Origin of the sequence: Nocardia sp. CY41 (assembly GCF_009829325.1) — a bacterium.
In the GTDB taxonomy this organism is placed as follows: Bacteria; Actinomycetota; Actinomycetes; order Mycobacteriales; family Mycobacteriaceae; genus Nocardia.
Genome location: NZ_VUOS01000027.1, coordinates 26,316 through 52,186, shown reverse-complemented (window position 1 = coordinate 52,186; position 25,871 = coordinate 26,316). Strand labels below are relative to the sequence as shown.

The 25,871-nt window shown below is 68.3% G+C and carries 24 protein-coding genes; 10 read left to right on the top strand and 14 right to left on the bottom strand.

Features of this window, described 5'->3' with window-relative positions; translation table 11 throughout:
• Positions 1–240: 240 nt before the first annotated feature.
• The 3 genes from GVY64_RS28435 to GVY64_RS28425 all read right to left on the bottom strand — a co-directional run bounded on the left by GVY64_RS28435 (position 241) and on the right by GVY64_RS28425 (position 4,402).
• Positions 241–804, bottom strand: a complete 564-nt coding sequence (locus tag GVY64_RS28435; RefSeq protein ID WP_201298197.1) for a hypothetical protein — start codon at positions 802–804, stop codon at positions 241–243.
• 135 nt (positions 805–939) lie between these two features.
• Positions 940–2,598: an acyl-CoA synthetase gene (locus GVY64_RS28430; protein WP_159847951.1), complete on the bottom strand. Its 1,659-nt coding sequence runs from the start codon at positions 2,596–2,598 to the stop codon at positions 940–942.
• Between the two features lie 178 nt (positions 2,599–2,776).
• Positions 2,777–4,402, bottom strand: coding sequence for an acyl-CoA synthetase (locus GVY64_RS28425; protein WP_159847949.1), 1,626 nt, complete (start codon positions 4,400–4,402; stop codon positions 2,777–2,779).
• A gap of 251 nt (positions 4,403–4,653) precedes the next feature.
• On the opposite strand from GVY64_RS28425, the gene GVY64_RS28420 reads away from it, so the two are divergent.
• On the top strand, positions 4,654–5,256 hold the full coding sequence (locus tag GVY64_RS28420; RefSeq protein WP_159847947.1) for a carboxymuconolactone decarboxylase family protein: 603 nt from the start codon (positions 4,654–4,656) through the stop codon (positions 5,254–5,256).
• On the opposite strand, the gene GVY64_RS28415 is transcribed toward GVY64_RS28420, so the two are convergent.
• Together GVY64_RS28415 and GVY64_RS28410 are read right to left on the bottom strand one after the other, a co-directional pair.
• Positions 5,224–5,724 (bottom strand): ArsR/SmtB family transcription factor, encoded by a 501-nt coding sequence (locus tag GVY64_RS28415; RefSeq protein ID WP_159847944.1) that lies wholly within the window; start codon positions 5,722–5,724, stop codon positions 5,224–5,226. The genes GVY64_RS28420 and GVY64_RS28415 overlap by 33 nt on opposite strands.
• A gap of 83 nt (positions 5,725–5,807) precedes the next feature.
• Positions 5,808–6,386, bottom strand: a complete 579-nt coding sequence (locus GVY64_RS28410; protein WP_236567297.1) for a hypothetical protein — start codon at positions 6,384–6,386, stop codon at positions 5,808–5,810.
• 444 nt (positions 6,387–6,830) lie between these two features.
• Here GVY64_RS28410 and GVY64_RS28405 point away from each other — a divergent pair, with 444 nt between their 5' ends.
• The 3 genes from GVY64_RS28405 (at position 6,831) to GVY64_RS28395 (ending at position 8,561) form a co-directional block, all read left to right on the top strand.
• On the top strand, positions 6,831–6,998 hold the full coding sequence (locus GVY64_RS28405) for a hypothetical protein (RefSeq protein ID WP_159847941.1): 168 nt from the start codon (positions 6,831–6,833) through the stop codon (positions 6,996–6,998).
• Positions 6,998–7,909, top strand: a complete 912-nt coding sequence (locus tag GVY64_RS28400; RefSeq protein ID WP_159847938.1) for a phosphatidylinositol mannoside acyltransferase — start codon at positions 6,998–7,000, stop codon at positions 7,907–7,909. Before GVY64_RS28405 ends, GVY64_RS28400 begins: the two co-directional genes overlap by 1 nt.
• A gap of 160 nt (positions 7,910–8,069) precedes the next feature.
• A complete protein-coding gene (locus GVY64_RS28395) occupies positions 8,070–8,561 on the top strand; it encodes a DUF5994 family protein (protein WP_201298196.1) in 492 nt (163 codons plus the stop codon).
• Positions 8,562–8,850: 289 nt separating this feature from the next.
• On the opposite strand, the gene GVY64_RS28390 is transcribed toward GVY64_RS28395, so the two are convergent.
• Together GVY64_RS28390 and GVY64_RS28385 are read right to left on the bottom strand one after the other, a co-directional pair.
• On the bottom strand, positions 8,851–10,080 hold the full coding sequence (locus GVY64_RS28390; protein WP_159847935.1) for an acyl-CoA dehydrogenase family protein: 1,230 nt from the start codon (positions 10,078–10,080) through the stop codon (positions 8,851–8,853).
• A gap of 34 nt (positions 10,081–10,114) precedes the next feature.
• A complete protein-coding gene (locus GVY64_RS28385) occupies positions 10,115–11,509 on the bottom strand; it encodes an acyl-CoA dehydrogenase family protein (RefSeq protein WP_442939639.1) in 1,395 nt (464 codons plus the stop codon).
• Between the two features lie 352 nt (positions 11,510–11,861).
• On the opposite strand from GVY64_RS28385, the gene GVY64_RS28380 reads away from it, so the two are divergent.
• Positions 11,862–12,617: a Uma2 family endonuclease gene (locus GVY64_RS28380; protein WP_159847929.1), complete on the top strand. Its 756-nt coding sequence runs from the start codon at positions 11,862–11,864 to the stop codon at positions 12,615–12,617.
• Positions 12,618–12,693: 76 nt separating this feature from the next.
• Here the strand turns inward: GVY64_RS28380 and ftsX are convergent, their stop codons facing one another.
• The 6 genes from ftsX to GVY64_RS28355 form a co-directional block, all read right to left on the bottom strand.
• Positions 12,694–13,599, bottom strand: coding sequence for a permease-like cell division protein FtsX (gene ftsX, locus GVY64_RS28375; protein WP_159847926.1), 906 nt, complete (start codon positions 13,597–13,599; stop codon positions 12,694–12,696).
• Positions 13,599–14,288 carry a cell division ATP-binding protein FtsE gene (ftsE, locus tag GVY64_RS28370; protein ID WP_159847923.1) on the bottom strand — a complete coding sequence of 230 codons (690 nt, stop codon included), beginning with the start codon at positions 14,286–14,288 and terminating at the stop codon, positions 13,599–13,601. Before ftsE ends, ftsX begins: the two co-directional genes overlap by 1 nt.
• An 84-nt stretch (positions 14,289–14,372) precedes the next feature.
• A complete protein-coding gene (locus tag GVY64_RS38775) occupies positions 14,373–14,498 on the bottom strand; it encodes a hypothetical protein (RefSeq protein ID WP_267470323.1) in 126 nt (41 codons plus the stop codon).
• 16 nt (positions 14,499–14,514) lie between these two features.
• Complete coding sequence (locus GVY64_RS28365) at positions 14,515–15,375, bottom strand: mechanosensitive ion channel family protein (protein WP_159847920.1); 861 nt, start codon at positions 15,373–15,375, stop codon at positions 14,515–14,517.
• Positions 15,376–16,491 carry a peptide chain release factor 2 gene (gene prfB, locus GVY64_RS28360; protein WP_159847917.1) on the bottom strand — a complete coding sequence of 372 codons (1,116 nt, stop codon included), beginning with the start codon at positions 16,489–16,491 and terminating at the stop codon, positions 15,376–15,378. It lies immediately after the preceding gene.
• Between the two features lie 452 nt (positions 16,492–16,943).
• Entirely contained in the window at positions 16,944–17,804 is an 861-nt protein-coding gene (locus GVY64_RS28355) for a helix-turn-helix transcriptional regulator (protein ID WP_159847914.1), read from the bottom strand.
• Between the two features lie 139 nt (positions 17,805–17,943).
• On the opposite strand from GVY64_RS28355, the gene GVY64_RS28350 reads away from it, so the two are divergent.
• The 3 genes from GVY64_RS28350 to GVY64_RS28340 all read left to right on the top strand — a co-directional run bounded on the left by GVY64_RS28350 (position 17,944) and on the right by GVY64_RS28340 (position 21,321).
• Complete coding sequence (locus GVY64_RS28350; RefSeq protein ID WP_159847911.1) at positions 17,944–18,540, top strand: NADPH-dependent FMN reductase; 597 nt, start codon at positions 17,944–17,946, stop codon at positions 18,538–18,540.
• Between the two features lie 293 nt (positions 18,541–18,833).
• A complete protein-coding gene (gene hisN / locus GVY64_RS28345) occupies positions 18,834–19,619 on the top strand; it encodes a histidinol-phosphatase (RefSeq protein ID WP_159847908.1) in 786 nt (261 codons plus the stop codon).
• Between the two features lie 475 nt (positions 19,620–20,094).
• Positions 20,095–21,321: a cytochrome P450 family protein gene (locus tag GVY64_RS28340; RefSeq protein ID WP_159847905.1), complete on the top strand. Its 1,227-nt coding sequence runs from the start codon at positions 20,095–20,097 to the stop codon at positions 21,319–21,321.
• A gap of 323 nt (positions 21,322–21,644) precedes the next feature.
• On the opposite strand, the gene GVY64_RS28335 is transcribed toward GVY64_RS28340, so the two are convergent.
• Entirely contained in the window at positions 21,645–22,616 is a 972-nt protein-coding gene (locus GVY64_RS28335; RefSeq protein ID WP_159847902.1) for an SMP-30/gluconolactonase/LRE family protein, read from the bottom strand.
• A gap of 194 nt (positions 22,617–22,810) precedes the next feature.
• On the opposite strand from GVY64_RS28335, the gene recQ reads away from it, so the two are divergent.
• Positions 22,811–24,685, top strand: coding sequence for a DNA helicase RecQ (gene recQ, locus GVY64_RS28330; RefSeq protein WP_159847899.1), 1,875 nt, complete (start codon positions 22,811–22,813; stop codon positions 24,683–24,685).
• A gap of 76 nt (positions 24,686–24,761) precedes the next feature.
• Positions 24,762–25,841 (top strand): metallophosphoesterase, encoded by a 1,080-nt coding sequence (locus tag GVY64_RS28325; RefSeq protein WP_159847897.1) that lies wholly within the window; start codon positions 24,762–24,764, stop codon positions 25,839–25,841.
• Positions 25,842–25,871: the final 30 nt, after the last annotated feature.

Here is a 25,871-nt window from a genome sequence, read left to right as displayed (position 1 = left end):
ACGCGACCGCACGTACCTCGCGGATGTTCGCCGCGGAGCTGCGCGGAGCGTCGACAGTTCCGTCATGGAGGCGATGGCATCGCCGGATGCGGAGGAGGGTTTGCGACCCGGACGACGGCGTCGCGTCGGCACGCTCAGGCGTGGGCACGAGGGTGCGCGGCGACACCGCGCTGCACGGAAAACCGTGACGGTGAGCGACAACTCACGCCACAGCGCGGGTGCACCGGGTGTAGGAAGAATTCAGAGAACGACCGCGAGAGGCGGGGCCCGGGTGCGCAGCGCCTCGGCGGCGAACACACGGAGGACGACCCGGTCGCGGTGGAGCGTCCGCAGGGGAACGCGGTCCGCGACTACGGGCGGAGTGTGCCGCAGCGGGAGCACGCGGTGCAGCACCGCGGTGCCGATCCGGTACGCGGCTTCCGCGCCGCGGATCACGACGGCCGCCGCGAACGCGGCGCACACGTGCGCGACGAGCATGGCCGGAGTCAGCTGGGCGTCACCGTGATGCAGGTGTCCCGAGCCGATCCCCATGGTGAAGTGGCCGAGCAGCTGCCCGGCGATCAGCGCCGCGACCAGCCCGGACGACGTCTTGCGCAGTGGGGCCAGACCCGCGACCGACGCGCCGACCACGGCGGACGCGGCGGTCAGCAGCGCCAGCGCGGTGGTGTCCGGCAGCATGCCGCCGGAAGCCCAGCCGTGTGCCGCGACGGCGATGGCCCCCGAGATCGCACCGGCCGAGCCACCGCGCACCCGCGCGACGGCGCCGCGACGTTCCGCGGCAGACCGGTCGAACTCGTAACTCACCCGCTGATGATAGCGGACCGATTGCACGCGTCCGACCGCATCGGATCGCACCGAAACCCGCTTCCGACGGGAACTACTCCGGCCTTCCGGGCGGGCGACCGGCGCACCGCCAGGAAGACCCGGGACGCGAACCGCTCAACCCGCATCGACCTCCATCTCGATCAGCGGCTTGCGCAGCAGCTTGCCGGTCGCGTTGCGCGGCAGCTCGTCCAGGAAGATCACCTCACGCGGGACCTTGTAGCGGGCGAGGTTCGCCTTGACGTAGTCCTTGATCTCCTGCGGGTCGCGCTTGCACTCGGGGCCGGGCACGACGAACGCGCGCAGTCGCTTGCCGAACTCACGGTCGTCCACGCCGACGACAGCGGCTTCGAAGATGTCGTCGCGGCCTGCGATGAGGTTCTCCACCTCGAGCGGGAAGACGTTCTCGCCGCCGGAGACGATCATGTCGTCGTCGCGGCCGTCGATGTAGAGCAGGCCGTCGGCGTCGAAATGACCCACGTCGCCGCTGGACATCATGCCGTCGACCATTTCCTTGCTGCGGCCGTCGGTGTAGCCGGTGAAGGCGAAACCGTTGTCCACGAAGATGGTTCCGGTGACGTTCGGCTCGGTGATCGGCTTGCGGTTCTCGTCCAGCAGCACGATCCGGATGCCGACCGGAGCCTTGCCCGCGGTGGTCGGGGCTTTGCGCAGATCTTCGGGGGTCGCCACGGTCATCACGGCGCACTCGGTGGAGCCGTAGAGGTTGTAGAGGCTGTCGTTGAAGTGGTCCAGCGTGCGGGTCACCACGTCGGGTGCGATGGCCGAGCCCGCTGCGAAGATCACCTTGATGCTGCTGACGTCGTACTTCGCCAGCACGTCCGGTTCCAGATCGAGGATGCGCTGCAGCATGGTCGGGACGACGACCAGCGAATCCGCCCGATATTTCTGGATGTTCGCCAGCGTCTGCTCGGGGTTGAACCGGCGCTGCTGGAAGACCACCCGGTTGCCCAGCGCGAGACCGAGGGTGAACTGCGACAAGCCGGTGCCGTGGAAGATCGGCGCGGCCATGATCATGGTGCCGTTGTTCGGCAGCGGCACCCGGTCGATGAACTGGGCCGAGGCGAAGGGGCTGACCCGGTCGCGCGGGGCGCCCTTGGGGGTGCCGGTGGTGCCGCTGGTCAGGATGACGATGCCGCCCGGCTTGGCCGGGGCGGGCAGCGCGGCGCCGGACTGCCCGCTGATCAGCGCGTCGAGGGTCGGGATCGCGGGATCGGCGCCGTCCTTCTCGTCCACCCAGGTGAGGATGCGCGGGATCGCGGCGGGGATGGCGCTCATCAGGTCGATGAACTCGCTGTCGTGCAGCACCGCTTTGACGTTCTCCCGCTCGGCCACGTCGGCGAACTGCGGCTTGGCGAACCCGGTGTTCATCAGCACCCCGCGCACGCCGAGCTTGCCGGTGGCCAGCAGGCTCAGCACCATGCCGCGATGGTCGCGGGCCAGGATCGCCACCACGTCACCCGGATCGACGCCGTTGCTCTGCAAGCCCCGCGCCAGGGCGTTGGACTGCTCGTTGAGCTGGCCGAAGGTCAACTCCCCGCGTTCGTCGACGATCGCCACGGCGTGCGGCCTGGTCTGCGCGGCGTGCATGACGACACCCGCGAACGGGCCGAACTTCAAGATATTGAAGGCCGACCGTGCCGCATGGTCGGGCCGCAGCGGATTGAACAGCCGCCGCTTGACCATCACGTTCACGCCAAGGGCCAGATCGCCCGCCTTGCGGGCGGTACCGCCCAACGCGGGGAGGGAAAGAGACATCGACGACAACCTTCCGGCGGTGGCACCCGGTGATCCTCCGGGTGGTGCGGACCGCAATTCGATATACCCAGTGCTGGTGCTAACAGTAGCAAGCGTGTGTAACCGGTTGTGTCATGTATCTCATCGAGTTCATACCCGCTGGTAACGGGCCGGGCGCGGAGGCCCGGCCCGCCGTCGGTCAGGCCTTGACCTCGTACTCCACCAGCACGCGGCGCAGCAGCTTGCCCGTCGCGTTGCGCGGCAGGTCGTCGAGGAAGACGACATCGCGCGGCACCTTGTAGCGCGCCAGGTTGTTCTTCACGTACGCCTTGAGCTCCTCGCCGTCGGGCGAGTGACCCGGCTCCGGAACGACGAAGGCGCGCAGGCGCTTACCGAATTCCACGTCGTCCACGCCGACCACTGCCACGTCGAAGACGTCGGGCCGCTCCAGCAGCAGGTTCTCCACCTCCTGCGGGAAGACGTTCTCGCCGCCGGACACGATCATGTCGTCATCGCGGCCGTCCACCATGAGCAGGCCGTTCTCGTCGAAGTGGCCGACGTCGCCGCTGGACATGTAGCCGTCGATGATCTGCTTGTTCCTGCCGTCGGTGTAGCCCTCGAACGGCGCGCCGCTGCGGATGAAGATGCGCCCGGTGGTGTTGATCGCGGTGACGCGCTGGTCGTTGTCGTCGTAGAGCCGCACTTCGCAGGTGATCGGCGCACGCCCGACGGTGCCGGGCGCGAGCGCGAGGTCCTCCGGGTTCGCCACGGTCGCGACGGCGCATTCGGTGGAGCCGTAGAGGTTGTAGAGCACCGGGCCGAAGGCCTCGGTGGCCTTGATCGTCAGCTCCGGCGACAGCGCCGAACCGGCCAGCACGATCGCCTTCAGGGAGGACGTGTCGTACTTCGCCCGGATCGCCGGATCCAGCTCGACCATCCGGTGCAGCATCGTGGGCACCGCCACCAGCATGTCGGCCTTGTGCTCGGCCACCAGCGCGAGCGTCGCCTCGGCGTCGAACCGGCGGCGCACCACCACCTTGTTGGCCAGGGCCGCGCCGACCAGCCAGGTGGCCAGACCGGTGCTGTGGAAGATCGGCGAAACGATCACCTGAGTGCCGCGCTGCGGGAACGGGATCCGGTCGACGAGCTGCGCCGTCGACAGCGGAGTGACCTTGGTGCGCGGGGCGCCCTTGGGCAGGCCGGTGGTGCCGCTGGTCAGGATGATGAAGCCACCCGGCTTGCTCGGCGCGGGCAGCGGCTCGGTGGAGTTCGCGGCGACCAGGTCGTCGAGTGTCTGCGCGCCCTCCGGCAGCACGGCGCCCTCGTCGACCCAGGTGAGGTAGCGCGGCAAGTCGGTGGGCAGTGCGTCGAGCAGGCCCACGAACTCGCTGTCGTGCAGCACGGCCTTGACCTTCTCGCGCTGGCACACCTCGGCGAACTGCGGCTTGGCGAACCCGGTGTTCATGAGCGCCACTCGCACGCCGAGCTTGCCCGCGGCTGCCATCGAGATGATGAGCCCGCGGTGGTCGCGCGCGAGCAAGCCGATCACCTGGCCTTCGGTGATGCCGGCCGCCTGCAGGCCGCGTGCGACGGCCGTCGACCGGTCGTCCAGCTCGCGGTAGGTCAGTTCGCCCGCGTCGTCCACGATGCCAGGAGCGTCGGGCGCCACGCGCGCGGAATGCCGGATCAGGGTCGCCTGGGGGCCGAGGATGCGCGACTCCTTCATCGTCCGCAGCGTCTCCAGCGGCTTCTTGGGGTCGGTGACACCCCGGCTGCGCAGCACCCCTAGCGCCTTGACGGCCTCCAGCGTGTGGGCCAAGTTCATGTCGAATTACCTCCACAAAACCCTCGCGTCGGTCCTCGACCTAGCGAACCGGTACGGCGTGTTGACTTGCCACCGTAGCAGTGCGGAGTGTGACAGGTCACAGTTGAAACGGACAAATCAGTCTCGGTTCGGTTGCGTCCGCCCCAGGTGGGAGCTGTCCGCGTGCCGATTCCGACCTTTCCGCTCTCGGCTACCGGTCGGTAGGGTTACCCTCGCAGCGTCTCGAGACCGCTCGAAGGGAGACGCGGCCAATGTCCGATCCGAAGGACCGTGCACCGTTCATCGACATTCCCGGCGATCTGCCCGGCATCCGGGGTCTGTTCGCTTTCAAGCCCGAAACCGGATCCGCGCTGAGCGAATTCGCGCAGACCCTGTTGCGCGGGACCTCTCCGCTGACACCGGGGGAGCGCGAGACGATCGCCGCCTACGTCTCCTCGCGCAACGAAACGTACTTCTGCACGCAGTCGCACGCGGCGACCGCGGCGGTGCTGGTGGACGGCGGCCGGGACGTGATCGACGCCGTCATCGAGGACGTGGAGTCCGCCGCGATCGAGCCGAAACTGCGTGCGTTGCTGCGCATCGCGGACAAGGTGCGCCGGTCGGGGCTCGAGGTGACCGCCGAGGACGTCGAGCACGCACGTGCCGCGGGCGCCAAGGACGAGGACATCCACGACGCCGTCCTCGTCGCCGCGGCGTTCTGCATGTTCAACCGCTATGTGGACGGCCTGGCGACGGTCGCGCCCCGGGAGCGGGCCACGTATGAGCAGATCGGCGGCATGCTCGCCACCGCCGGATACGTGGCCGCCGGCGTGCCGCCCGAGTCAGCGCCGGGCGCTGGCCAGCGCGACCAGTAGGGGAACCACCCTGGCGGCGGGGACCTCGAATCGGCCACGGCCCGCGGTGTGCAGCCAGCCCACCGCGGCCAGCTGGCGCAGGTGGTGATAGATCTGGCCGGAGGTGCCGACACCGTCCACCCCGGCCAGCTCGGCCGCGGTCCTGCGCCCGCCCATGATCTCGCGCAGCAGCCGCAACCGGACCGGGCTGCCGAGCGCCGCAAGGCATTCCGCGGTCTCGGCCCAGTCGTCCTCGATGAGGTCGCCGGTGGTGAACCGGGCCTGCCACTCGCGTTGCTGGTCGTTGGGCAAGCGGACCGACCCGGCGAAGACGACGCCGCCATCGGGTTCGTCGGCCGCCGCGAACTCCTCCTGCAGGCGCGCCACCGCCCAGTCTCCGGTGCCGGCCTCGCGGCTGTCCGGTCGTAGGTTCTCTTCCAGCGCGCTGAGCCGCCGCTCCAACTCGGCAACTCGGTCTTCCAGACTCACGAATCCACAAGCTACGGAAGTACGTAATGTCCGACAAACCGACGGCCCGGCTCCCGTGGCGGCGGGAGCCGGAGCCGTCGCCCTCAGTTGTAGACCGCGCCGAACGACGGCACCGAGATGGTGCCCAGCCGGTAGGCGAACCCGTCGGGGTGCTCCTCGCTCACGGGCACCGACCAGCGATGCCACAGCGACCCGTACACGGCGGCGACCACCGGGCCCGCGCCGGTGTCCAGGGCGCGTGTGCGAATGGTGGTGTCCACCGGAACGTCGTTGTGCTCGTAATGCAGTTCGGTGCCGCTACGCCCATTGGCCAGGTTGATCCAGAGCACCTCGAGCTTCGCGCCGCCCTGGTTGGGCGAGATGGTCCCCGGCCCGCCGAAGAACCCGAGGCGGAATCCGTCCATTCCCAGGGCGATTCCGGACCCGTACACACCCGGGCCCGCACCGCGTCCGATGTCCGACTGCGCCGGAATCTGGAACGGTTGCGCAGGCAAGGCCACCTGCTCGGCCCTCCCCAGCTGCCCGGAGGCGATCAGCCGATCCATCGCCTGCTCGGCTGCCGGATTCCCGGCCGCGGCGGCACGCAGTTGCTGTGCGGCAGCGGTCCAGTCCACCGTGGCCGGCTGCGCGGCGGCGTGCCCGGCGAACGGTGCTACGAACACCGCGGAGGCGGCGATGGCGAGTGAAATACGTCCGCTGATTCGTCGATCCAGCGACAGGGCGATAGGCTGCCCGGTCAGGTACGCGCCTGTCCAGGGGGGAACACCGAATGGCGTGATCGTGTCGTTGACGCATCGATGCAACCGCGTGCTTGTCAGTGGCCGAGTGCACGGATCTGAGGGGCCGCAGGAAATTCAGTTTTCTGCGGGCTTCGGCGAACCGGTCGCCGACCGTGCTCGGAGGTCCACCATCGACGTCATGGCGTGAGCGCCGGTCTGTCGACCGCTGCCCTGAACGGAGCATTCTCGATAAACCGTTCCGTATGGTCTCGTCAGGGTAGGGTGGGTATCGAGGCGACCGCCGAATCCGCGGCGGCGATGACCGTGTCTGTACGGTGCGCCACCCATTCGGACGTCATCGATCGCGAGTGAGCGGAGAATCCAGAAATGCATCGAAGTGAGCGGTCCCCGTTGTTCAGCCATCCGAACGAGCCGTCCGAGGTCGGCGCGCCCGCGGTCGGAGTGGTTCGGATGCCCGTCTTCAGTGACGTCGTCGGCGCGACGCCGTCCGCGGTGACCGACGAAGCAGGGCCGGTCGAGTCCGGCGGCGATTAGTGCACCTCTCCGGCCGGGCATGGGACCTGGGTTACGCCGCCGGTTGGCGGCTGGTCCGTGCCTTGCCGGAACCGTTGGCGGTCCGCCTCTTCGACGCGGGAGCCGAACGAGCGGCCCGGAACGGTGGCCCGAATCAATTGCGCCGGAACCTGTCTCGAGTAGTGGGCGCAGCGCCGGACGAAGTGCCGCAGGCGCTGATCCGGGCGAGTTTGCGCTCCTATGCCCGCTATTGGCGCGAAGCCTTCCGGCTGCCGTCGATGGATCCGGTGCGACTGGCCGACGCCATCGAATCCGTGGCGACCGGGCTCGAACACATCCACCAGGCGGTCGAACGCGGCTCCGGTGCGGTGCTCGCTCTACCGCACAGCGGTAATTGGGACCTCGCGGGCGTCTGGCTGGTGCAGCGCGTGGGCTCGCCGACTGTCGTCGCGGAGCGGCTCGCGCCGGAATCGTTGTTCCGGCGGTTCGTGCGTTTCCGTGAACGGCTGGGATTCGAGATCATCCCGCTCACCGGTACCGCGACGCCGCCGTTCCCCCAGCTGGTCGCCCGGATCCGGCAGGGGCGGATAGTCGGGCTGCTCGGCGAAAGAGACTTGTCCGGCACGGGCGTATCGGTCACCTTCTTCGGTGAGCCCGCTCGGCTGCCTGCCGGTCCGGCTCGGCTGGCGATCGACACCGGCGCGCCACTGCTTCCCGTGCACTGCTGGTACACCCCCGGCGGCTGGGGATTCCACGTGAGTCCCCCTGTCGACACGAGTGGTGGCGTGCGCGAGGCCACCCAGGCGCTGGCCGACCGATTCGCCGCGGGCATCGCCGCCCACCCCGCCGACTGGCACATGCTCCAGCCGCTGTGGACGGCCGACCTCACCGCCGCCCAGCTCGCCCGCCGGACTTCGACCCCGCCGAACTGAGCTGGTCGGCGGGCGCACAGCCGGCACGACCACTGCGAACGAGTGGCCGCACCGAGTACGATCGAAGTATTCGGAGGCACCCCGCGCGTCGGCCACTCGAGGTCGCGCCGTCCCCGATTCGGCATCCCGGTCCATCGGCGGACCGTGACAGGAGCGTCTGATGACGCAACAGCTACGCCCGATCACCAACCACGCCGCGATGGGCGCTCATGCCGTCGCGTTCCCTGGCGACCGGCAACCCTTCCCGACCCCTACCCGCACGCCGCGTGTACTCCTGCGACCAGCCGGCGACGAACCCGAACAGCTCGGCGGGGCGTGGTGGCCATGGACATCGAATCTCACCACCGAGCTACACGACCTGGTCACCGCTCTCACGCCCAGACTCGGCGAACTCGCTCGCATCGGATTCGATTGGAACGCGATCAGTCTCGCGCAACGCCGTATCGATGACGACGACGGCATCCACATCAACGGCCCGGTGGCCGGCCAGCCCTCCGACACCATGCGACTGGTCGGGACCAACGGCACCAGCCTGACCCTCTTGGTGATCCCCGCCGACACCGAACCCCGGCTCGCCGATCGACGTATGCGGCAAGCAGCGGGGAGAGCGGCCGACCGTCCGGAAACCACCGCGGGGCTCGCCCCACGGTGATCTCACACCGGACGACGCCCGCGAGTGAACGCGCCGATGAGGCGCCTCAGTCGCCGGGCAGCCCCCACGCGAATCCAGCGGCTATCACGAAACAACTCACAATCGAAATGAGAACGATGCTCCACATGGGGGCGAAGGGTACGGAACATTCGGTACGAAATCCATAGTTCCCCATCGCCGAAAGTGTTCCAGGACAAGTCATTCGCTTTGCGCCGGGCGCGGAAACGAAAATCCGGTGCGAGTCCCAGAAGCTCGCACCGGATTTTCGTCACGCTCGACTAGCTCGGCGTCACTTCAGCTCGGCGCTGGTCTTGCCCAGGATGCGGCGGGCGACGATGAGTTGCTGGATCTGCTGGGTGCCTTCGAAGATGTCGAGGATCTTGGAGTCACGACCCCACTTCTCCAGCAAGGTGCGCTGGGAGTAGCCGATGGCGCCGGCCAGTTCGACGGCCTTCAAGGTGACGTCGGTGCCGGTGCGGCCCGCCTTCGCCTTGGACATGGACGCCTCGAGCGAGTTCGGCTTCTTGTTGTCGGCCATCCACGCGGCGCGCAGGGCGAGCAGATAGGCGGACTCGTAATCGGCCTCCATCCGCAAGAATTCGGCGGCGGCGGCGTGCTGGTTGTTGACCGGGACGTCGTAGGAGATGTCCACGCCTGCGGCGGTCAGGATGGAGCGCAGCTCTTCGAGCGCGGCGCGCGCGACGCCGATCGCCATCGCGGCGACGAGCGGACGGGTGTTGTCGAAGGTCTGCATGACCCCGGCGAAACCCTTCTCCACGTTGACTTCCGGGCTGCCGAGGATGTTGTCCTTCGGAATCCGGCAGTCCTGCAGCAGCAGCACGGCGGTGTCGGAGGCTTTGATGCCGAGCTTGTGCTCGAGCCGCGCCACCGACAGGCCGGGAGCGTCGCGCGGCACGACGAACGACTTGATCGCCGCGCGGCCGAGGCTCTTGTCCACCGTCGCCCACACCACGATGTGCGTCGAGCGCTGACCGGCGGTGACGAAGATCTTCTCGCCGTTGAGCACCCACTCGTCACCGTCGAGCACGGCGGTGGTGGACACGGCGGCGGAGTCGGAGCCGAAGGACGGCTCGGTGATCGCCATCGACGCCCACACCTTGCCGAAGCGCTTCAGCTGCTCGTCGGCGGCCACGGCGGCGATGGCCGCGTTGCCCAGGCCCTGGTAGGGGATCGACAGCATGAGGCCGACGTCGCCCCAGGAGGTCTCCAGCGCGTTCAGCAGTGCGGACATGTTGCCGCCGTTGGTGTTGCCGAGCAGCTCGGTGGCGTGGCGGTCGGCGGCGCTGTCGTCGGAGCGGCCACCGGCGGCGCCGCCGATCTTCTGGGTGCCGGAATCGGCCAGGCCCTCGACCATGGCGGCCATGGTGTCCAGCTCGACCGGGTAGTCGTGTTCGGCGAGGTCGTACTTGCGCGAGATCGGGCGGAAGATCTCCTGCGCGACCTGGTGTGCCTGGTTCGCGCTGGCCCGCAGCTTCTTGGGGAGTTCGAGGTTGATCATGGGGAAGGTCTCCTGGAGAACGGAACGAGCCGGTTTAGATGAGCACGACACCTTCGGCGACGCCGATCGCCCGCAGGTCGCGGTACCAGCGCTCGACCGGGTGTTCCTTGGTGAAGCCGTGACCGCCGAGCAGCTGCACGCCGTCGAGGCCGATCTGCATGCCCTTGTCGGTGGCGAGCTTGCGGGCCAGCGCCGCCTCCCGGCCGAAGGACAGGCCCTGCTCCGCGCGCGAAGCGCCGCGCAGCGTCACCAGCCGCAGGCCGTCGAGTTCGATCGCGATGTTGGCGACCATGAACGCCACCGCCTGGCGGTGCGAGATCGGCTCGCCGAACGCTTCCCGCTCGTTGACGTAGGGGATCACGTAGTCCAGCACGGCCCGGCTGGTGCCCGCGGCCAGCGAAGCCCACCCGAGGCGGGCCAAGCGCACGGCATCGGCGTACTCCTCGGCGCGCGTCGCCGCGTCACCGTCGCCCAGGACGGCGTCGGCGCCGACCGCGACGTTGTCCAGGATCAGCCGGCCGAGGCCGGCGGCGCGCAGACCCATGCTCGGGTCGGCCTCCACGACCAGGCCGGGCGCGTCCGACTCCACGATGAACAGCGCCGGACGGCCGTCGAGCTCGGCGGCGATCAGGAACAGCTCGGCGTCGGCCGCGGCGGGCACCAGGCTCTTCACGCCGGAGATGCGGTAGCCGCTCGGCGAGCGCACCGCTTTGGTCTCCAGCGCGAACGGGTCGAACAGGGCGCGCGGCTCGCTGATCACGACCGAAGCCTGCGGCACGTTCTCGCCGGTGAAGGAGGGCAGGTAGGTCTTCTGCTGCGCGTCGCTGCCCCACTGCGAGAGCGCGACCGCGACGCCGCTGGGCGCCAGGATGGGCAGGGCCAGGCCCATGTCACCGTGCGCCAGCGCCTCGGCGACCAGCGAGTTGGTCACCGCACCACGCTCGGAGGCCGCACCCTCGAGTTCCTCGGGCACGTTGATCAGGGTGATGCCGAGTTCGGCGGCGCGCTCGAGCAGGTCGCGCGGCGCCTTGGCGGCGTTGTCGGCCTCGTAGGCAGCCGGGCGCAGGATCTCGGCGGCGAATTCCTTCACCGTCTCGACGATCATCTGCTGCTCGTCGGTCGGTGTCAGGTCGAAGAAGTCCTTGTTCTTCGTCTCGTTGGCCGCCAGGCGCTTGGGCGCGCCGGTGCCCGCGACCTTCGCGAACGCGCGGGTCGCCGCACCGAGCGTGCGGAAGCCGGTCTTGGTGCCCTCGTAGGTGACGCGCTCGATCGGCTTGCGCAGGTTGTATTTCTCGGCCAGTTCCGACCCGGTGAGAGTCGTCATGACCCGCATCGCCGCGCCCATCCAATCCCGCTTGGGTTGGTTCAGGCCGACCGCGGACGTATCTGGACGTCGCTTCGTTGCGCTGTCTCGAGTGCTCATCATCACCTGTTTTCTCGGATGGGTTGGTGCGGTCTGTCCCCAGCTATCTTACTCCGGAGTAAGACTATCTTACTGCCGAGTAAGAAGCGCGTCGAGGTGCAGCATACGCGGGGAATCCACGCCTTGCTGGACAAGTGCCCAAAGTTGCGTCCCGGGGCCGGTAGGCTTCCCCGCCGCGCGTCGTGCTATGCCTCCTGTCGCGATGAGCTGCGCTTTCGAAAAACGGATGACGTGTAGGGCCCGGATAGCCGGATCTACCGCCGCATGTTCGCCTCGCTCCAAGGCCATGGCGGTGATCGATGCGGAACCGTTACGGATCGAGCAGGGGTAGCTCCCGTCCCACGAAGGTCTGTGAGCGATGCGGTTCGTGCCCGGCGCGCAGGCTCGAACACGGCGCCGGTGCCATGGGCAGCGGCGCGCTCACGCATCGTGGCGACAGGGGTGCCGACGGACGTCGGGTGACAGTGTTGCCGTGATTACAATCCGACGCATGTCAGCGATCTTCGACTGGGCCAGGCCGGACAACGTGCAGCCCGAGCCGATCACAGTCGACATCTGGCGCGAGCTGCCCGAAGAGTTCTGCCGCTTGGTCGAGGTGGTGAACGGGGATGCGGTCCGTTGCGAATCCCCGAGTAGGGCACATCAGAAAGCCGTCCACCGACTACTGGCAATGCTCGAATCGGCCGCCGGCGAATACATGGCCGAAGATCCGTCGGCATGCCTGGACGCCAACCATGACTTCGACGTGGTGCTCTGGGAAGTGCCCCGGGCGACTATTCGTCGCCCCGACATCGCGCTGTTCGAGTGCGTGCCTGCGGATGTCCGGCCGATGCCCGCGCGTCATCTGAAGATCGCTGTCGAGATCATCTCGCCCAGTCATGTCAAAACCGATCGGCTCGAGAAGATGAGCGAATACGCGGCTGCCGGAATTCCGTGGTACTGGCTGGTCAGTGTGTCGGACACCGAGGTGACCGCCATCGAGACCTACGGCCTCGACCACAGCGTCGGTCACTACCGGCTCGCCCGGGTCCTGAAGCCGCAGACGGCGTTCGCCGTCGACCTGCCGATCCGGATTCAACTCGACTGGGACCAACTGACCGACCTCGTGTTGTGAGTCGCCGTCGGGCCCACACGCGGGTTCGGTCGCTGTCCGGGCGGGCCGGTGGCACCGCGGCCACCGGCCCGGACGATCACTCGCGCACGTAGTACCGCAGTGTCGCGTAGGCCGTGATCGCCGCGAAGACGATGCCGACCGGGGCGATGACCAGCGCGGTCATCGCGATGTCGTCGCCGGTGATGCGGGGGAAGACCTTGCTGGCGAAGAGGTCGCCGAGGGCCCGATCGATCACCAGCGGGCGGGCGATGAGCAGGCCGAGCATGGCGAGCACCGAACCGGCCAGTGCGGCGACCACGGCCTCGAGCAGGAACGGCAACTGGGTGTACCAGCGGGTCGCGCCGACCAATCGCATGATGCCGACCTCGGTGCGGCGGGTGAACGCGGCGATCTGCACCATGTTCGCGATCAGCATCACCGCGGCCAGCGCTTGCAGCACGGCCAGGCCGAACGCCGCGTTGCGCAACCCGTCGAACAGGCTGACCAACCGGTCCACGATGTCCTTGTCGTTGCGCACCATGCCGACGCCAGGGCGGTCGTAGTACTTCTCGTAGATGGTGGGGTAGAGCTCCGCGTCCGCCATCTTCACCCGCAACGATGCGGGCAGCGGCGTCTCGCTGACGTACTTGGCCAGCTCGGGCTGGTCCTTGAAGGTCTTCTCCTTGGCCTCGCGGACCGCCTCCTCCCGGTTGAGGAACTGGACCGACTCCACGCCGCTGGTCGCCTTCAGGTCCGCCATCAGCGCACGGCACGGGTCCTGCGAGCAGTCCGGGTCGTTGGCCGACACGTCCTCGGTGAGGTACAGCCGCACCTCCAGCCGATCCAGGAAGTACTGCTCGGTCTTGTCCGCGATCCGCACCGCCAGCAGACCGCCACCGAGCATGGTGAGCGAGACCGCGGTGGTGAGGATCATCGCGATGGTCATCGTGACGTTGCGGCGCAGGCCGGCGGCGACCTCGCCGAACAGGAAGCTCGCGCGCATTATCGGCCCACCCCGTACACGCCCGTCGCCTCGTCCCGAACCAGGCGCCCGTGGTCGAGTTCCACCACCCGCCTGCGCATCGCGTCGACGATGTGATTGTCGTGGGTGGCCATCACCACCGTGGTGCCGATGCGGTTGATCCGCTCCAGCAGCATCATGATGTCCCCGCTGGTGTCGGGGTCGAGGTTGCCGGTCGGTTCGTCGGCCAGCAGCACCAGCGGCCGGTTCACGAAGGCGCGCGCGATCGCGACCCGTTGCTGCTCACCACCGGAGAGTTCGGTGGGCAACCGGTCGGCCTTGCCGCCGAGGCCGACCATATCGAGCACCTCCGGGACGGTGCGGTCGATGAACTGGCGTCGCTTGCCGATCACCTCCAGCGCGAACGCGACATTCTGGTACACCGTCTTCTGCTGCAGCAGCCGGAAGTCCTGGAAGACGCACCCGATGCGCTGCCGCAACTTGGGCACCTTGCGGCCGGGCAACCGGTCGACCCGGAAATCCGACACCCGGATCTCGCCCGCCGTGGGCGTCTCCTCTTTCAGCAGCAAGCGCATGAAGGTCGACTTGCCAGAGCCGGACGGTCCGATGATAAAGACGAACTCGCCCTTGCCCACATCGACGGTGATGTTGTCCAGCGCGGGTCGCGTCGACGTCTTGTACGACTTGGTCACGTTCCGCATGGTGATCACGGGGAGCCAGTGTAACCAGCAACCGGCCGCGGCCTGCGTCGTCAACCGGGGGAGACAGCGCGGCGGCGGTCCGTCCCGCTCTACTCAGCGGGTCGGCGGGTCGGTGAACACCGCTGCCGGAACAGCGTTGACCAAGGTGGCCGGAGCGGTGGTGGTCTCCTCGGGTTTGACGAAGACGTACAGCACGAACGTGGCGACCCAGGTTGCCATCAGGATCGCCGTGGATCTACGTGGTCTCACTGATTCCCTCCCGGCGCAGCGCCGCGGCGATGCGTACCCGCAGCTCGCGTCCGACGTCGAACTGTTTGCCCGGCAACGTTCGGGCAACCATTCGGATGTTCATCTGGTCGACGGTGAGGTCTTCCACACCCATGACGGTGGGCTCGTCGAGCAGCAACGGCTTCAAACGAGCATCCTCGTACGCCTTTGTACCGACCTCGTGCAGGATCTCGTTGACCCTGGTGATGTCAGCGCTGGCGGCCACCGGCACGTCGATCGCGGCGCGCGCCCAGTCCTTGGACAAGTTCGTCACCTTGACGATCTGCCCGTTGGGCACCGTGATCACCTCACCGTCCGCGTTGCGCAACGTGGTGATCCGCAGCGTGACGTCCTCGACCGTACCTTCCGCCTGCTCCGCGGCTCCAGTCACCGCGATCCGGACCACATCGCCGAACCCGTACTGCCGCTCCGTGATCAGGAAGAACCCGGCGAGGATGTCCTGCACGATGCGCTGCGCGCCGAAACCGAGCGCGGCGCCGAGCACCGCGGCGGGCGCGACCAACCCGGTGACGGCGAAGCCGAGCCGCCGCAGCACCTCCATAGTGATCAGCACGTAGACGATGGTCAGCACCACCCACGTGATCACCTGAGCCAGCGCGTGCCGATGTTTGGCCGCCTCGGTGCGCACCAGCGCGTCGCTGCTGCGGAATCCGGCGTCGATCCGGCGGGTGACCCGGTCGCGCAGGTAGGTGGCGAGCCGGCTGAACAGGATGGCGCCGAGGATGAGCAGCACGATCTCCAGGCCCGAACCGCGTAGCCACGTGGTGAAACCGGTGGAAGCGATCGCCTGGATTCCCGCGACATTCATCTAGCTTCCCTGCTCTCGCATTCGCCAGCGGATACCCGACTCGATGAACCCGTCGATGTCGCCGTCGAGCACCGCCGACGGATTGTTGACCTCGTAGTTCGTCCGCAGGTCCTTGACCATCTGATAGGGGTGCAGCACGTAGGAGCGCATCTGGTTGCCCCAGGACGCGCCCTCGTTGGTCTTCAGCGCATCCATCTCCGCGCGCTCTTCCTGCCGCTTGCGCTCCAAGAGCTTGGCCTGCAGCACGCGCATGGCCGAGATCTTGTTCTGCAGCTGGGATTTCTCGTTCTGGCAGGTGACCACGATGCCGGTGGGCAGATGGGTGATGCGGACCGCGGAGTCGGTCGTGTTGACGCTCTGGCCACCCGGACCGGACGAGCGGTACACGTCGACGCGGATCTCCGTCTCGGGCACCTCGATATGGTCGGTGGTCTCGACCACGGGTAGCACCTCGACCTCGGCGAAGGAGGTCTGGCGGCGGCCCTGGTTGTCGAACGGGCTGATCCGCACCAGCCGGTGCGTGCCCATCTCGACCGACAGCGTGCCGTAGGCGTAAGGCGTCTTCACCGCGAAGGTGGCGCTCTTGATGCCCGCTTCCTCGGCGTAGGAGGTGTCGTAGACCTCGACGCCGTACTTGTGCCGGTCGGCCCAGCGGATGTACATGCGCATCAGCATCTCGGCCCAGTCGGCGGCGTCCACGCCACCGGCGCCGGAGCGGATGTTCACCAGCGCGTCGCGCTTGTCGTACTCGCCCGACAGCAGCGTGCGGACCTCCATCGCCTCCACGTCGCTGCGCAGCGCGGCGCGCTCGGCGTCGGCCTCGACGAGCGCGGTGGTCTTGGCCTCGCCCTCTTCCTCCTCGGCCAGCTCGTAGAGCACCGGCATGTCGTCGAGCCGCTGGCGCAGCTCCTCCACCCGGCGCAGTTCACCCTGGGCGTGCGACAGCTCACTGGTCACCCGCTGGGCGTGGTCCTGGTCGTTCCACAGGTCGGGGTCGGCGGCCTGATGTTCGAGCTCGTCGATACGACGGCGGAGCTCGTCGATGTCGAGGACCGATTCGACCGTCTTCAGGGTGGCGTCGAGTTCGGCGAGATCAGCGGAAACGTCAGGATGCACGATCGTCAAGCCTAGCTGCCCCTCTGTGACGGCAGCACACGAGTGCACGCGGGATGACCGGGGGCGGCGTCGGGGCGGGCGGCCCGGGCCGGGCGCGGACCGAAACGGCGGATCGCCGGGACGTCACGCACGCGCTTCCCGGCCGCCGCCGGACGGGTGTGCTGTGACGTACGCCTCATGGGTTCCTACCCTAAACGGCGACGGTGCTTGGCGCAGTTCGTGTTTGGATCTCGCGGCGGAGGTGACCGCGCCTCCGGCCGGTGATGCCGGTCGCGCGCCTCGGGCGTCTCGCCGAACGCGCGGTTCCGGGCGGTGTGTGGAAACCCACTCTTTCGGCCGCGTGCTCGAGTCGCGGAAGGCCGCTCGCCGATGGCGTTCGGCCGGATATGCGCCCGCGCCCCCGACCGTGGTTTGCGGGTCTTCCGAGGGGCATCCGTCCCGCGAATCTCCGCTCAGCCCGAGACCGCGCGCAAACCGCCCGGACGTCGTCCGGCGAGTGCGTCGAGGGCGGCGGCGGTGGCGTCGTCGGCCGGGAGGTAGACGATGACGCGCTGGTCGTCGTCCGCGGAGAGCTCGAGGGACTCGTAGGCCAGGCGCAGCGATCCGGCCTCGGGATGGGTGAGACGGGTGATGCCGGTGGCCGCGGCCAGGCTCGGGACGGTGTCCACCCGGTCGGCGAAGGCCGGGCCAACGGTGACGGTGAGCTCGTCGGCCAAGGCGGCGATGTGCGCGTCGGCGCGGAATGGGCCCTGCTTCAATGTGGCGACCGTCTCATCGGCGACGTGATCCCAATCCGCGTAGAGATCCCGTGCGCCGGGTCGGCAGAAGACGAAACGAGCCAGGTTGGGCGGTGCGTGGGTTCCGTCGAAAAGTCCGGTCGGCGCCATCAGCCGGTGGTAACCGTCGGTGTGGGCGAGGACTTCGGTCAGGCGGTTGACCACCACGGCGGGCGCGGGTTCGAGCCGGTCCAGGATCGCGCGCACCGTCGGCCGCACCTCGCGCAGCGGTTGCGCGTCGCCCATGCAGGTGAACCCGCTGTCCACCGACTTGCTCAACCGGTGTAGGTGAACGCGCTCGGCGGGACTCAACCGCAAGGCGTCCGCGAGCGCGGACAGCACGGGGGGCGAGGGGCGCCGGTCGCGCCCCTGCTCGAGGCGCGTGACGTACTCGACGCTCACTCCGGCCAACGTAGCCAGCTCGGCGCGGCGCAATCCCGGGGTGCGTCGCCGCGCACCGGTGGGCAGACCCACCTGGGCGGGTGTCACCGCTTCGCGGCGGGTGCGCAGGAAGAGCCCTAGTTCGTTGTCGCTCACCGTTCGAACCTAACAAGACGAAACGCCCTCAGGGTGTCCCTGCCACTACCACTCTTACGGCGGTCTCCCTGCGCGGTGCGCGGGCCAGCAGATTGAGTGAGCGGCCCGGCCGGGCCGTCGTCATTCGAGGAGGAACAGCATGTCCCACGCACCATTGAAGCTCGCGGTGATCATCGGCAGTGTCCGGGAAGGCCGTTTCGGACCGGTCGTCGCCTCGTGGTTCACCGAGCAGGCACGGCGGCACGGTCTGTTCGAGGTGGACGTCATCGATCTGGCCGAGGCGGACATTCCGTTGGAATTGCCCGCCGTGCCGCCCGCGATGGACCCGAACCCCCAGCGTCCCGACGGCATGGCCGACCTCACGCGGCGGCTGGCGGCCGCCGATGCCTTCGTCGTCGTCACGCCCGACTACAACCGCAGCATCCCCGCCTCGCTCAAGGCCGTCATCGACTGGCACTTCACGCAGTGGGACGCGAAGGCGATCGGTTTCGTCGGCTACAGCGGAGCCTCCGGTGGCCTGCTCGCCATCGAGCACATGCGGCAGATCTTCAACGAACTCAACGCGCACACCGTCCGCAACTACGTGTCGTTCCCTCGGTACTACCTGCTTTTCGACGAGGAGGGCAGGCTTCGGGAGCCCGAGGAGCCGGCGGCCGCCGCGACGGCGATGCTCGACCAGTTGCACTGGTGGGCGAGCGCGTTGGCAGCGGCGCGGTCGCTCGAGACTGTGGGGTGACGGCGCGGCCGGTGCAGCTGCCGACTGCGAAAGCGGGCCGCGCACGGCAGCCGATGCGATGTGGCTTCAATCGGTGACTACGCGCAGCCGGTCAGGCGCCATCATCGAGGCGGCGTAGACAGCGTTCCGGTGTTGCGCCGGGTACAGCGAGGTCCATTCGGGCCTCGGACGCACGTTGTGTCGGCGTCCGTTGCCGTTGCCGTTGCCGTTGCCCTAGCCGGGCGACCGCGGCAGGGCCCGCACCAGACCGGGACGGAAGGGGTGGGACCAGGCGGACCGATAGGGTGCGGGGCGTGGCTGTGTACTCCTCCGATCTCGAACTCGCCCTGCGACTGGCCGATGCCGCCGACGCGATCACCCGGGCTCGCTTCGGTGCGCTGGATCTGAAGGTCGACGCGAAGCCGGACCTGACGCCGGTGTCGGACGCCGATCTCGCCGTGGAGCAGGCGATCCGGCAGGTGCTGGCCGAGGCCCGGCCGGACGACGCGGTGCTGGGTGAGGAATTCGGCGGCGCGGCCGAATTCAGCGGAAGGCAATGGGTGGTGGACCCGATCGACGGCACGAAGAACTTCGTGCGGGGCGTGCCCATCTGGGCGACGTTGATCGCGCTGCTGGAGGACGGCGAACCGGTCGTGGGCGTGGTGAGCGCTCCGGCGCTGGCCCGGCGCTGGTGGGCTGCCGCGGGATCAGGGGCGTGGTCGAGCTTCGAAGGGCGGGCGGGCGAGCGGATTTCCGTCTCCGCCGTCGGTGAGCTGGGCTCGGCCAGCCTGGCGTTCTCCAGTCTGTCCGGATGGCGCGATCGCGGCTTGCGCGAGCAGTTCATCACCCTGACCGACGATGTGTGGCGCGTGCGAGGCTACGGCGATTTCTTCAGTTACTGTCTGCTCGCCGAAGGCGCCGTCGATATCGCCTCCGAACCGGAGGTCTCCCTGTGGGATCTGGCCGCTCTGGACATCCTGGTCCGCGAAGCGGGCGGACGATTCTCCTCGCTGGACGGCAAGCCGGGCCCACATGGTGGCGACGCCATCGCCACCAACGGCCTGTTGCACGACGAGGTCCTCGACCGCCTGCGCGGCTGAGTTCCACGAGCTCGACGCCCTCGGCTACACCGGCAGCGTCAACCTCCGCACGCCTCAGGCCGTCGCCGGAGCCTCCCCCCACTCGCCACCGCGGCAGCGCCACCGCGCGGTGAACCCGGCTCGCACTTCGGCGAACGGGCAATCGGGCCTCGGCGCTCAGCGCCTGATGGAGCGCGAGTCCCTTGCTCGCCGTCTCGGAGAACCGACCGCCGTGCCCGCAGCCTCCTCGCCGGTCCAGCCTGGCCGACGTCGTCGAGCGAGGTCTGTGCCTCGTGGTGGCACATCGTTGCGGTGGTTCCCTCGTGGCGGTTACTCCCGACGACCCAGGTTCCATTGGTTTGGTTACGAGGAATTCGGTTCTGGGGCAGAGGATTCCGGTTCCACGTCCCAGTTGGACCGGGCGGCTCAGACTTACCTGCACCGCACCCGGTTCTCGTGCGTGCGGGACCACTGTTCGGATGTATGGGGAGACGTTGTGACCGAGTCCATAATCCAGCTGCCCACCGCTGGAGAGTCAGTGTTCCAGACATATGAGCGGATCCGCGGGCGCGGGCCGGTCGTTCCGATCGAACTGCCTGGAAAAGTGGAGGCATGGCTGGCGGTCGGTCACCAGGCGGTGAGCGAGATCCTCGCCGGCGACGGCACGCTCTTCAGTAAGAACGCCCGTAACTGCCCCGCGCTCCACGACGGGACCATACCGCCGGACTGGCCACTACGTGCGTTGACCGACATCGATCACATGCTCAACAAGGATGGCGACGATCACCGGAGAGTGCGCAAGACGATCGGCCAAGCGTTCACCCCCGGTCGCGTAACCGCGCTCGAAGCCCGCATCAGGCAGATCACTGCCGAACTCATCGACGGTCTCCGCGACCACGCCGGTGAGCTCGACCTGGTCTCCTGTTTCACCACACCACTCCCGGTGCGGGTGATCTGTGAGCTGTTCGGTGTGCCGGCAGACGAACAATCCCAGATCCGGCGCTGGGCCACGACGGTGGTCTCTCAGACCAGCACAGGGGAGGAAACTCAGGCAGCGGTGGAGGAAATGCTGGCGTACCTCAGCGAATTGCTGAACCGCAAGCGCCGCGCTCCCGGTGACGATCTGACTTCGGCTCTCGTGCAGGCCAACCGCGAGAGCAGGTTGTCCGACGAGGAACTGGTCCGAACCTTGTGGTTGGTGCTCATCGCCGGCCACGAGACGACGGTGCACCTGCTGGGCAACGCGGTTATCGCGTTGTGCTCGCACCCTGCGCAACTGGCCAGAGCCGCCGCCGAGGACCGGTGGCCGGACGTCGTGGAGGAAATTCTGCGTTTTCGTTCGTCGGCGTGTGTCATGTTCAATCGGTACGCGCTGCAGGACGTCACCATCGCCGGAATCGATATTCCCGCGGGGGCGATCGTGGGCTGGTACGCCGGGGTCGGACGGGATCCGCAACGGCACCCGGACGCCGATATCTTCGACATCGATCACGATCACCGGGACCAATTGGCTTTCGGCCGAGGACCGCATTTCTGTCTCGGCGCGCCTCTGGCGCGACTGGAGGGCCGCGTCGCACTGTCGATGCTGTTCGGCAGCTTCCCTCGGCTGCGCTTGGCGTGCGACCCCGACTCCATCCCGCTCAGCCCGCAGTTCATCACCTGCGGACCGCTCGCCCTCCCGGTGCTTCTCGAACCTATGGCGGATGCCACCATGTCCTGCTGATAGTCCGCCGACGGACGTCCGCGAGATGGCCCGCGGTGTGCCGATCGCACGGCAGTCCGCGGGTTGGGCGGTGGTCGGGGGTCGAGCTTCCCGCGCGTGGAGGCTAGACCCGCCCGGCCTGGCGCGAACTCGGTGACCCGGTTCGAGCGTCAGGCGCTGAACTCGGCGTGCAAGAAGTCGCGTGCGACGCGGGACGCTCGTTCGAACTGCTCTTCATCCCGCCGTCCACATGGTGTCGACCACGGCGACGCCGACAGCGCCGGACCGGTGATCGCGTTACCAGGGCTGCGGCCACCCACTCAGCTGGGGGTGCGGCGGCCGGACTAACCGGTTCCTGGCGCAGTCGCGGGAGTGAGATCAATCCCCGGCGGCGGGCGCAGGCGGCGCAGGGTGCCGTCCATGCTGGTGACGAACAGCGCCCAGGAGTCCCCGTCGCGGTCTATGCGCACCGAGGTAGCCCCGTCGGGTGGGTTGCGCATCGGGCCGGGTTTGATCAAACCGGTAATGATCGCGCAGGTGGCGCCGGTAGTCGTATCGACCTGATAGACGGCGCCGAGCACGTGATCGGCGACGAACAGCGCCCCCGCCCGGGTGGCCTCCATGTCGTCGGGCAGCGCGACGAGGTCCGGGATGCCGGACACGACGGCGGGATGAGCCGGGTCGTCCAGCCGGATGCGCAGGATCTGCAGCGCCATGGTGTCGACGTAGACGGATTCGCCGTCCGCGGCCAGCGCGAGACCGTTGGCGGGCGGCAGCGTCGACCAATCGCGCTCGTACTCGCCGGTCTCGGGCCAGTAGCGCGAGATCCCGCTCGGACCGCTCAGGCCGATGGTGGTGAACAGCAGGCTGCCGTCCGGCAGCGACAACAGGCCATTGGGCCCGTTCAGCCCGGTCAGCAGAACGCGTACCGCGCCGGTCTCGATGTCGTAGCGCTGCAACGTGCCCGGCGGTTCGCTGAGCCCGTCCCCGGTGAGGAAGTAGACGTAGTGCCCGGCGACCCGCACGCCCGCCGGGCGATGCAGGTCGGTGACCAGCTTCTCCATCCGTCCCGCGCGGTCGACGCGCGCCAGGTAGCCGTCCATGAGCCCGGTCACGTAGAAGCCGCCCCGCCCGTCGGAATCGAGATTCTCCAGATTGCCGACGCCCTCGACGACTGTCGTGGTTTCCCAGCCGTCCGAGCACCGGGCGGGAAATGTCTCCGCCCGCGCTGCCGGCATCGCCGCGGTGACTCCGGCGACCACCGCGACGGCGCTCAGCACCGCCGCGTGGGCCCGAATCCCTGTCCCTTTCGCCATGAGCGACAACATACAGCGCCGAATCGGTCCGGAAGCCGCGGAATTCGCCCCCGAGTGGAGGAAACCACAGGTCCGCGCGCTGCGCCGGAAGCAGCGGTCACGGGTTGTCCCCATGTGGACAACTCGGTGGCTCAGCAGGGCGAACGCCCGGCCGAACGGGTACCGGCCGTCCGAGCGCTCGTAGGATGGGCCGGGTGACTCCCCCCGATGATTTCGCGGCTGTAGCGACCGAAGCCGCATCCGGCTCGGACGCCGGATCCCTTGCGGCACAACAGGTTCTACGCCGAGTCTTCGGTTACGACAGCTTCCGCGGCGACCAGCAGGCGATCGTCCAGCACGTGATCGACGGCGGCGACGCGCTGGTGCTCATGCCGACCGGCGGCGGCAAGTCGCTGTGCTATCAAGTTCCCGCGCTGGTGCGCCCCGGCGTCGGGGTGGTGATCTCCCCGCTGATCGCCCTCATGCAGGACCAAGTGGACGCGCTCAGCGCGCTGGGCGTGCGCGCCGGCTTTCTCAACTCCACCCAGTACCCCGACGAGCGCCGGACCATCGAGGCACAATTCGTCGCGGGGGAACTCGATCTGCTCTATCTCGCGCCGGAGCGGCTGCGGCTGGATTCCACCGCGCAGCTGCTGGATCGCGGCAAGGTCGCGCTGTTCGCCATCGACGAGGCACACTGCGTGTCCCAGTGGGGCCACGACTTCCGGCCCGACTACCTGGGCCTTTCCGTGTTGCACGAACGGTGGCCGGACGTCCCCCGGATCGCGCTGACCGCGACCGCCACCGAGAAGACGCGCGACGAGATCATCCAGCGGCTCGATCTCGGTGCCGCCCGCCGGTTCGTCTCCAGCTTCGACCGCCCCAACATCCAGTACCGGATCGAACCGAAGAACCGCCCCGAGAGTCAGTTGCTGGAATTCATCCGCGCCGAACACTCCGGCGATGCGGGCATCGTCTACTGCCTCTCGCGCAACTCGGTGGAGAAGACCGCGGCGTTCCTCACCGAGAACGGCGTCACCGCGGTGCCCTACCACGCGGGGTTGGACAATCGCACCCGTGCGGAGAACCAGTCGCGCTTCCTGCGCGAAGACGGTTTGGTCGTCGTCGCGACCATCGCCTTCGGTATGGGCATCGACAAACCCGATGTGCGCTTCGTCGCCCACCTCGACCTGCCGAAATCGGTCGAGGGGTACTACCAGGAGACCGGGCGCGCCGGCCGGGACGGGCTGCCCTCCACCGCGTGGATGGTCTACGGCCTCAGCGACGTGGTGCAGCAGCGCAAGCTGATCGACTCCTCCGAAGGGGACGCCGCCCACCGCCGCCAGCTCCAGCTGCACCTGGACGCGATGCTCGCGCTGTGCGAGACGGTCGGCTGCCGGCGCACCCAGCTGCTGGCCTACTTCGGCGAGCCCGGCTTGCCGTGTGGCAACTGCGACACCTGTCTGTCCCCACCGCACTCCTGGGACGGCACCGTGGCCGCGCAGAAGTTGCTGTCCACCGTGCTGCGGTTGAAGCGCGAACGCGGTCAGAGCTTCGGGGCCGGCCACATCGTGGACATCCTGCTCGGCAAGAAGAACCCCAAGGTCCTGCAGCACGACCACCATGAGCTGAAGGTGTTCGGCGTCGGCACCGACCTGCGCGACACGGAGTGGCGCGGGGTGGTGCGGCAACTGCTGGCGCACGGGCTGCTGGCCGTCCACGGCGACTACGGGGTGCTGACGCTCACCGAGGCCAGCAGCGAAGTGTTGTTCGACGGACGGCAAGTCCTGCTGCGCCGCGAGCCCGAGCGCGCGACCAAGCCCGCGCGGGCGGCGAAGGCCGCCAAGGCGGCTTCCGTCGACCTGACACCCACCGACCTGCCGCTGTTCGAGAAGTTGCGCGAATGGCGCGCGGCCACCGCGAAGGAACAAGGCGTTCCCGCCTATGTCGTCTTCCACGACGCCACGCTGCGGGAGATCGCGGCCCGCAAGCCCGCGAGCCTCGCCCAGCTCGGCGGCGTCAGCGGTGTCGGCGAGAACAAACTCGCGAAGTACGGCGAACAGGTGCTCGAAGTGCTCGCCGCCGGATGAGCCGCTACCGTCACGCGGGTCACCGGTCGGTGAGGATGGTCGACGGCGACGGCCGTCGAAGACTGTGGAGGACAGCGTGAGTCGGAGCGAGACGATCGGACGCCGGGCGTTCCTGACCGGTGCGGCCACTCTCGCGGCCGGGGCGACAGTGGTCGGGCGCACGCCCGCGCACGCGGTCCCCGTCGCCGAGGGGGTCACCAAGTTCCCCTTCCCGGGCGAGCGCCGGGTGCGGGTGCTGGTGACCGGCGACGCGGGAACCGGCACCCGCACCCAATGGGCGGTCGCCGACGCCATGCGCGCCATCCACGGCCGCGACCCCGTATCGCTGGCGCTTGGGCTCGGTGACAACATCTACGAGCACGGGCCCGACGGCGCGGCCGACGTCCAATTCGCGGACAAATTCGAGCATCCCAATGCCGGGCTGGATTTCCCCTGGTTGATGGTGCTGGGCAATCACGACAACAGTTCGGTGCTCGGCGGTGACGGTGGGTGGCTGTTGCGCGGCAACGCAGAGGTGGAGTACCACGCCAACTCCCGCCGCTGGTGGATGCCGAGTCGCTACTATTCGGTGCGGATTCCCGAGCGCAACCCGGTCGTCGAATTCTTCGTCCTCGATGTCAACCCGTTGGCCGCCTACGTGCCGCCGGTCTTCTCGCCCTATTGGGCGGTCGACGGCCAGTTCATGAACGAGCAGCGCGACTGGCTCGATCGCGCCCTCGCCGAGTCGCCCGCCACTTGGAAGATCGCCTGCACCCATCACCCCTACCTGAACAATGGTCCGCACGGGGACGCGGGCCGCTACGAGGGCCTGACGCTGGAGCCGATCAACGGTGTGCACGTGCGGCGCTTCATCGAAGACCACGTGATCGGCCGGTGCCAGTTCATCCTCTCCGGGCACGACCACTCGCTCCAGGTGCTCGAGCCCACCGCGACCTCGAAGGGGACCAGGCAGATCGTGTCCGGCGCGGCCGCGAAGACGGTCGGTGCCCAGCCACAGCTCACGGCGAGCGCCGGCCACAGCGCGCTCTACGAGAACTACCACGAGCTGGGCTTCATGGTCCTCGAGCTCACCGAGGACGGAGTCGATCTCCAGGTGCACACGGTCGACCTGGCGACCGGCGCGTCCGCCGAGGCTTTCCAGCGGCGTCTGGCCTGAGTTCCAACTATGTTGCGCCGCGCCGGAATT

What these genes read in the sequence shown, in the direction of transcription:
- GVY64_RS28430 (WP_159847951.1), bottom strand. Translation starts at nt 2,598, where the DNA reads ATGTCTCTTTCCCTCCCCGCGTTGGGCGGTACCGCCCGCAAGGCGGGC.
- GVY64_RS28425 (WP_159847949.1), bottom strand. Translation starts at nt 4,402, where the DNA reads ATGAACTTGGCCCACACGCTGGAGGCCGTCAAGGCGCTAGGGGTGCTG.
- GVY64_RS28420 (WP_159847947.1), top strand. Translation starts at nt 4,654, where the DNA reads ATGTCCGATCCGAAGGACCGTGCACCGTTCATCGACATTCCCGGCGAT.
- GVY64_RS28405 (WP_159847941.1), top strand. Translation starts at nt 6,831, where the DNA reads ATGCATCGAAGTGAGCGGTCCCCGTTGTTCAGCCATCCGAACGAGCCG.
- GVY64_RS28395 (WP_201298196.1), top strand. Translation starts at nt 8,070, where the DNA reads ATGACGCAACAGCTACGCCCGATCACCAACCACGCCGCGATGGGCGCT.
- GVY64_RS28390 (WP_159847935.1), bottom strand. Translation starts at nt 10,080, where the DNA reads ATGATCAACCTCGAACTCCCCAAGAAGCTGCGGGCCAGCGCGAACCAG.
- GVY64_RS28380 (WP_159847929.1), top strand. Translation starts at nt 11,862, where the DNA reads ATGCGGTTCGTGCCCGGCGCGCAGGCTCGAACACGGCGCCGGTGCCAT.
- ftsX (WP_159847926.1), bottom strand. Translation starts at nt 13,599, where the DNA reads ATGCGCGCGAGCTTCCTGTTCGGCGAGGTCGCCGCCGGCCTGCGCCGC.
- GVY64_RS38775 (WP_267470323.1), bottom strand. Translation starts at nt 14,498, where the DNA reads ATGGCAACCTGGGTCGCCACGTTCGTGCTGTACGTCTTCGTCAAACCC.
- GVY64_RS28365 (WP_159847920.1), bottom strand. Translation starts at nt 15,375, where the DNA reads ATGAATGTCGCGGGAATCCAGGCGATCGCTTCCACCGGTTTCACCACG.
- GVY64_RS28350 (WP_159847911.1), top strand. Translation starts at nt 17,944, where the DNA reads ATGTCCCACGCACCATTGAAGCTCGCGGTGATCATCGGCAGTGTCCGG.
- GVY64_RS28335 (WP_159847902.1), bottom strand. Translation starts at nt 22,616, where the DNA reads ATGGCGAAAGGGACAGGGATTCGGGCCCACGCGGCGGTGCTGAGCGCC.